Source organism: Thalassovita litoralis (assembly GCF_900182725.1).
In the GTDB taxonomy this organism is placed as follows: domain Bacteria; phylum Pseudomonadota; class Alphaproteobacteria; order Rhodobacterales; family Rhodobacteraceae; genus Thalassobius; species Thalassobius litoralis.
Window position 1 is genome coordinate 20,599 of sequence record NZ_FXTO01000042.1, and the last position, 7,025, is coordinate 27,623.

At 60.2% G+C, this 7,025-nt stretch carries 7 protein-coding genes; 2 read left to right on the forward strand and 5 right to left on the reverse strand.

Annotated elements, in window-relative coordinates; genetic code table 11:
* Nucleotide 1: 1 nt before the first annotated feature.
* The 5 genes from FN828_RS18645 to FN828_RS18665 are packed head-to-tail and all read right to left on the reverse strand — an operon-like array spanning nucleotide 2 to nucleotide 4,642.
* Nucleotides 2-1,015, reverse strand: a complete 1,014-nt coding sequence (locus FN828_RS18645) for a 5-oxoprolinase subunit C family protein (protein ID WP_142494859.1) — start codon at nucleotides 1,013-1,015, stop codon at nucleotides 2-4.
* Nucleotides 1,012-1,761 (reverse strand): 5-oxoprolinase subunit B family protein, encoded by a 750-nt coding sequence (locus FN828_RS18650; RefSeq protein WP_142494860.1) that lies wholly within the window; start codon nucleotides 1,759-1,761, stop codon nucleotides 1,012-1,014. The genes FN828_RS18645 and FN828_RS18650 overlap by 4 nt, the downstream gene beginning before the upstream one ends.
* A gap of 4 nt (nucleotides 1,762-1,765) precedes the next feature.
* Nucleotides 1,766-3,061: a TRAP transporter large permease gene (locus FN828_RS18655; protein ID WP_142494861.1), complete on the reverse strand. Its 1,296-nt coding sequence runs from the start codon at nucleotides 3,059-3,061 to the stop codon at nucleotides 1,766-1,768.
* A 4-nt stretch (nucleotides 3,062-3,065) separates the two neighbouring features.
* Entirely contained in the window at nucleotides 3,066-3,614 is a 549-nt protein-coding gene (locus FN828_RS18660; protein WP_142494862.1) for a TRAP transporter small permease, read from the reverse strand.
* A gap of 56 nt (nucleotides 3,615-3,670) precedes the next feature.
* Nucleotides 3,671-4,642 carry a TRAP transporter substrate-binding protein gene (locus FN828_RS18665; RefSeq protein ID WP_142494863.1) on the reverse strand — a complete coding sequence of 324 codons (972 nt, stop codon included), beginning with the start codon at nucleotides 4,640-4,642 and terminating at the stop codon, nucleotides 3,671-3,673.
* Nucleotides 4,643-4,913: 271 nt separating this feature from the next.
* On the opposite strand from FN828_RS18665, the gene FN828_RS18670 reads away from it, so the two are divergent.
* Nucleotides 4,914-5,432, forward strand: a complete 519-nt coding sequence (locus tag FN828_RS18670; protein WP_185959092.1) for a winged helix DNA-binding protein — start codon at nucleotides 4,914-4,916, stop codon at nucleotides 5,430-5,432.
* A 193-nt stretch (nucleotides 5,433-5,625) separates the two neighbouring features.
* The gene (gene chrA, locus FN828_RS18675) at nucleotides 5,626-6,789 is read left to right on the forward strand and encodes a chromate efflux transporter (RefSeq protein ID WP_142494864.1); all 1,164 of its coding nucleotides are present in this window, start codon (nucleotides 5,626-5,628) and stop codon (nucleotides 6,787-6,789) included.
* Nucleotides 6,790-7,025 lie beyond the last annotated feature (236 nt).

Genomic DNA, 7,025 nt, shown 5'->3' on the forward strand with positions numbered 1-7,025 from the left:
TTCACATCTCCTCGTTTCCGGCGATTGCGCCGCTGATCAATTGATAGGACAGCAGGTCAGGAATATCGTGCGGATCGCGCACCAACGGCTGAACCTTGCCCCGCAATCCCTTGGCGGTTGCACGGGCGCGGGTTTCAACCTCGACCGCTTGGTCCAATGTCACAAAGCGGAACCGCACCCCCGCCCCCGGTTGAGCCTGCGCGACCTTTGGCAGGTCACAGGGCAACACCGTGCCGATACGCGGATACCCCCCCGTGGTCTGACATTCCGCCAGCAAAACAAAGGGCGCACCGTCCCCCGTGACCTGAATATCACCGGGCACGATGACCTCGGACAACACCGTTAAACCGCCATCAATCAGGAACCCCGGACCGTCCGAGTTCATCCGAACCCCCATACGGTTGCCCCGCATATCGCGGTGAAAATCCGTGTCCTGAAACCGGGCCAACACATCGGGCGGGAACAGGTCGGTTTGCAAACTGGGCAGAACCCGCACTTCGCCGCCGCCGAAACGCGGTTCGGGCGTCAGAATGCGGCCCACCTCTTTGACCGGATCAGCCCCGACGGGCAGGCACTCGCCCTCGCTTAGCAAGCGGCCCAACCCGGCCCCCAGATGCGCAGACCGCGCCCCCAGTTGTTCCGCCACATCAATCCCGCCGCCGACATGCAGGTAGCCATAGCTGCCGGTGCGCGCCGCCCCAATGGACAGCATCGCCCCCTTGGGCCAGTCATGGCTGGCATTCCAAACCAGCGGCGTACCGTCCAGCGTGGCCCGCATTTCCGCGCCGGTCAGGGCCAGCCGCAGATCGCAATCCGCCACAAAGTCACCGCCCATTCCGGCCATTTCCACCGCCGGCAGATCAGGGGATTGCGACAACAGCGCCGCCCCTTCGGCCAAGGCCAGCGGATCGGCAGCACCACCGCGCGACAGCCCGTAAACCAGATTGCCCGGACGGCCCATATCCTGCACCGACAGGCCCGGCCCCGCCTTGCGAAGTGTCAGGGTGCGCGTCATTGGATCACCTCGGACACTGCGCCGCCATCGGGATCGCCCGCCGCACGGATATTTTCAAATTCTTCCCGGCTGACAGCGGGAAACAGCACCTCGTCCCCCGGTCGCAGCACAAAGGGCGTATCGCTTTCGGGGCGGAACAGTTTGATCGCGGTTTGCCCCGCATGGCGCCACCCCGTTGGCGTGGCCACCGAAAACAGCACGAATTGCCGGATCGCCACGGCCAACGCCCCTTCGGGGATACGCGCGGTCAGCGCTTGTTGGCGCGGGATGTCCCAGCAGGCGGGCAATTCCCCCAGATAGGGCTGACCGGGGGCAAACCCGATAGTCTGCACCCGCACCCGTGATGTGGACAGCGATTGAATGGCGTCTTTCACGCTCAGCCCTGCGGCAGTTGCGGCTTCTTCCAGTTGCGGGGCCAGATCCGTTCCCCAGACCGCAGGAATACGCCACAGCCGCCGCCCTTGCGGCAGATCAGCGGCGTACCAGTCACGTTCGGCCAATAACCCGGACAAATCCGCCCGCACCAGATCATGCCCCCATGCCAGCGGATCGAACCGCACGAAACACGATACCAGCGATGTCGCGCTTTCTTCGATCCCGTCCCAGCCCGCGGCTTCCACCGCCGCCCGAAAGGCCAGCGCCGCGCGGTTGGCCGGTTCGCTTAACCCGTCGCCAAAGCTGACCAACATCCCGTCGAACCCAACGGTGCGGATGCGGGGCCAGTATTGTTCTGTCTTATCCGTCATGGGGTTACATCGCCTCGGGCAGGAAGGTCACGATTTCGGGGACCACCACGATGATCGCCAGCGCCAGCAGCATCAACATAAAGAACGGCAACGCCGCTCGCGCCACGGTCAGGATATTGCGCCCGGTCAGCGATTGCAGCACGAACAGGTTAAACCCCACAGGTGGCGTGATCTGGGACATTTCCACCACGATCACCACGAAAATCCCGAACCACAGCGGATCAATCCCCACCTTCTGCACCATCGGCATGATGACCGAGGTCGTCAGCACTACCACCGAAATGCCATCCAGAAAGCAGCCCATGATGACAAAAAACACCGTCAGCGCCGCCAGAAGCGTATAGGTGGACAGGTTCATGCCGCCGATCCATTCAGCCAGCAGCCGGGGAATCCCCGTGAACCCCATTGCCACGGTCAAAAACGACGCCCCCGCCAGAATAAAGGCAATCATGCAGGACGTGACCATCGCGCCCATCAGCCCCTCGCGGAAGGTTTGCCAGTTCAACGACCTCGAGGACCACGACAGTACCAAGGCCAGCACAACCCCGACCGCAGCCGCATCGGTGGGCGACGCGATCCCGGCATAGATTGAACCGATTACCCCGGCAATCAGCCCCATCACCGGCAACAAACGGCGCGAATGATACAGCTTTTCGCGCAAGCTATAGGTGGTGCCTTCGCTGGGCAGGCTGTCTTTGTTCATCATGCCCCAAATCGCCACATAGCCCACGAACAGCGACACCAGCAGCAACCCCGGCAGGATGCCCGCCACGAACAGCCGGGCGATGGATTGCTCGGTCGCGACACCGTATACGATCAGGATAATCGACGGCGGGATCAGCAGCCCCAGCGTGGCCGATCCGGCCAGCGTGCCAATCACCATCTTTTCGGGATAGCCGCGCTTGGACAGTTCGGGAATGGACAGCTTGCCAATCGTGGCCGCCGTGGCCGCCGATGATCCGCTGACCGCCGCGAAAATTCCGCAGCCAAAGATATTCACATGCAGCAACCGCCCCGGCAGCCGGTTCATCCACGGCGACAGGCCGGTGAACATATCCTCGGACAGTTTGGACCGGAACAGGATTTCCCCCATCCAGATAAACAGCGGCAATGCGGCCAGCGCCCATGAATTGCCATGCCCCCAAATGGTGGTCGCCATGACCAGCCCCAGCGGCGCATCGGTAAACAGCGCCATCGCAGCCATGCCCACGCCCAACAGCGACAGGGCCACCCACAGGCCGGACCCAAGGAAGGCGAACAGCAGAACGAACAGGATAATCGAAAGGGTCAGGATGCTCATCGGATCACTCGTTCAGCAGGTTTTCGCCCTTGCCTTCGTAAGAGGCGGGCAATCCCATCAGGTTGCAGATCAATTCATCCAGCAGCGCAATCGTCAGCACCGCCAGCCCCACGGCAACGGGCATCTGCACCAGCCACAACGGCAAGGCCACCATGCCCGACGTGCGGTCACCGAATTCGTGGCTTTCGGCGACCAACAGGCCCATATAGACCGAGCCATAGGCCACCATCGTCAGCGCCGCGATCAAAACCGCCGTTTCCACCCAGCGCCGAGGTTTGTCGCCCAACAGCCCCGTGACCAGCGTCACCCGGATATGGCCGCCCGCCCGCAGCGTATAGGCCAGCCCCAGAAAGGTCGAAGCCGCCAGCAAAAACCCGGTAAAATCGGAATAGGACGGGATCGTCAGCCCAATCGCCTGCCCCGCAAACAGAACCGCCAGCTTATCCACCAGGTTCAGGCAGACCTGCGCGAAAACCAGCCCGGTGATAGACAGAATGCAAAGCGCCGCCAGCGCCCCGCTGAATGTGTATAGTATGGTCAGACTGCGCCGCATCTGCGTCCCTCCGATAGGAAACGGGCGGCTGTCGCGCCGCCCGTTGGATCATCGTCTTAGTTGCCGTATGCTTTCAGCAAGGCTTCGCCTTCGGCCCCTGCGTTGGCTTTCCAGCCTTCCAGCATCTGAGCGCCGATGGCCTTCAGACCCGCCATCAGCTCGGCCGAAGGTTCAACAACGGTGATGCCGTTTGCTTTCAGAATGTCCACCTTGGCCGCGGTTTCTGCTTTGCTCATTTCCCAGCCGCGGGTTTCAGCGGCGGCAGCAGCTTCCAGAACGGCAGCCTGCACATCGGCGTCCAGACGACGGAAGGACCGCTTGTTCACCACCACGATGTTTTTCGGCAACCAGGCCTGAATATCGGTGTAATGCGACAGGAAATCCCAGGCTTTGGAATTGGCCCCGGTCGAAGGCGAGGTGATCATCGCCTCGACCCGGCCCGTGGTAAAGGCTTGGGGAATGTCCGGCACTTCGACCTGCGTGGGGGCCGCGCCCGCCAGCGTGGCGAATTGTTCCAGCGTGGCGTTATAGGTGCGGAATTTCAGCCCTTTCAGGTCCTCAACCGTTTTGATTTCCTTGGTGGTGTACAGCCCCTGCGGCGGCCACGGCACAGCGTAAAGCGGCATCAAACCCTGTTGATCCAGCAGCTTTTCCACGATCGGCTTTTGTGCCGCCCACAGCTTTGCCGCGTCATCATAGCTGGTCGCCAGAAACGGCAGCGAATCCGCACCAAAGGCTGAGTTATCGTTGTTCAGCAGCGACAGGAAAAATTCGCCAACCGGCACCTGACCGCTGCGCACGGCCTTGCTGATTTCGGGGTGTTTGAACAACGATCCGGCGGAATGCACCTTGATGTCCAGCTTGCCGCCGGTCTTTTCGGCCACGTCCTTGGCAAAGTCGTGGATATTCACGGTGTGAAAGGTGGCATCCGGGTAAGGCGTGGGCATATCCCACGTATCGGCCTGAGCCTGAAGCGCAAGGGACGCCACGGCAAACGCCGCACCGCCAATGGTTTTGAACAGTTTCATTTTCGCTCTCCGTTGAACTGGAATGTATTCCAATGGCAAGAGCGTCACCAAACGATGACAATTTGTCAACGTTTTATTATCGTGCTAATGCGTCAGGTGCAGTTCATGCCGTTGACACGCACGCCGCCTCGACCAATCAGGCTTTGATTTTCCTGATATTTTTCCAAGCGGCATCAGAATTTTAGCCGCCCCTGATCCGGTCTTGGCTTGTCCACGCCATTTTTCGCGCGTAATTTATATGCAAATCATCAACGTTTTCGGGATGTCATCCATGACCACTTCGCCAGACGACCGCAGAATCGTTTCTTCCCGACATCTGGCCGAAGGCGAAGGCTGGGAGGTTTCGGAATTCGAATTCGGCCTAATCCTTGCCTATAACGCGTTTTCGCGCTGGATGACGCGCTGCATGGCTGCGGCGGGGCAACCGGACCTGAACCCGCTGGACATTCTGATCCTGCACAACGTCAACCACCGCGACCGCAAAAAGCGCCTGACCGATATTTGTTTCCTGCTGAATATCGAAGACAGCCATACCGTCAATTATGGCCTGCGCAAACTGTTGAAAGCGGGACTGATCGTGTCCGACAAGCAAGGCAAGGAAGTGTTTTATGCCACCTCGGACACCGGGGCGGACCTGTGCCGCGCCTATCGGGATATTCGCCGCCAATGTCTGCTGGACGCGGTCGGGCGCACCGATCTGAGCGGGGCGGAATTACGCAACATCGCCCGATCCTTGCGCGCCCTGTCTGGGCAATACGATCAGGCCAGCCGTGCCGCCGCATCGCTTTGATCGGGATCGCCTGCGGCGGGCGGGTAAAAGGGGGCTTTGCCCCCTCGGTTGGAATTCTTTGACTTCCAACCTTCACCCCCAAGATATTTTCCCCAAAAAAGAACACAAAACCGCAAATATTTAAGTGTCATAACCAAACAGTAAGACTTCGCACCAACCCTATGGCGGACCCGAACAGGAGCATCGCAGGCCAATGAAACCCAATGGAACCGTGACCGAGGTTTTCCTGACCTTTCTGCGGCTTGGCCTTACGTCTTTTGGGGGACCGATTGCCCATATCGGATATTTCCGCGATGCTTTCGTTTTACGTCATCGGTGGCTGAAAGACGAAAACTTTGCCGATCTTCTGGCCTTGTGTCAGTTTTTACCCGGCCCTGCATCCAGCCAGATGGGGCTTGCCTTGGGATGGCTTCGGGCCGGGCCTTTGGGGGCAGTCGCGGCATTTGTGGGATTTACCCTGCCGTCAGCGGTGGCGTTGGTCCTGTTTGCCTTTGCCGCAACGCACCTGTCTGCCCCCTATAGCGCAGGCGCCTTGGCCGGATTAAAACTGGTGGCGGTGGCAATCGTGGCCCAAGCGGTGTTGGGCATGTCCCGCAGCCTGTGCCCTGATCGTGACCGGGCCACGATCGCGGTTCTGGCCGCGGGCATATTGGCCACGCTGCCCGCCCCCTATGCCATGCCCATTGCCATTCTGACCGGGGCAATCGCAGGATGGGCCTTACTGCGCGGTGACGCCCAGAAAACGTCCCCCCTGCCCCTGAACATCCCCCGCCCCGTCGCCCTGATCTGTTTGGGGCTTTTCGGCATTTTGCTGATCGGACTGCCGATTTTGGCTGGTATATCACCCAGCCTTTCACTGTTCGACAGTTTTTACCGCGCCGGGGCGCTGGTGTTTGGCGGCGGGCATGTGGTTTTACCCTTGCTGGAATCGGAACTGGTGCCAAACCTGATCCCCCATGACAGCTTTTTAGCCGGATACGGTGCCGCACAGGCTGTGCCGGGGCCTCTGTTCACCTTTGCCGCCTATCTGGGGGCTGGTGTCGGTGGCTGGTCCGGTGCTGCCGTGGCGCTGGTCGCAATATTTTTGCCGGGTTTCTTGCTGCTGATCGGCGTCTTGCCGTTTTGGGCCGCCCTGCGCTGCCACGGCTGGGCACAATCCGCCATGCAGGGGGCCAATGCCGCCGTTGTCGGTATCCTTGGGGCGGCCCTTTACGATCCTCTGTTCACAACAGCGATCCGGCACATGCAGGATTTTGCGCTGGCGCTGTTCTGTTTCACCCTGCTGATTGCTTGGCGCAGCCCCCCTTGGATCGTGGTCCTGACCGGCCTGGTTGGCGGTGTTTTGCTAACCTTGTGACAGGATATTGCCCCCTAATCCCCTGAAAGTCTTCCTCCTGCGGTTTATTAGTTTGATTATTGTTCATGTGCGAATTACTAATCGGTTAAAGTGCAAGGCCTGACAGGCCGCGCAACAGATTCGCAGGAGGAGGCGTCGCACATGTTCAAACGCACCGTATTCAACGAAGACCACGAAATGTTCCGGGCATCGGTCCGCCGGTTCGTACAAGAAGAAATCACCCCCTATCACGCGCA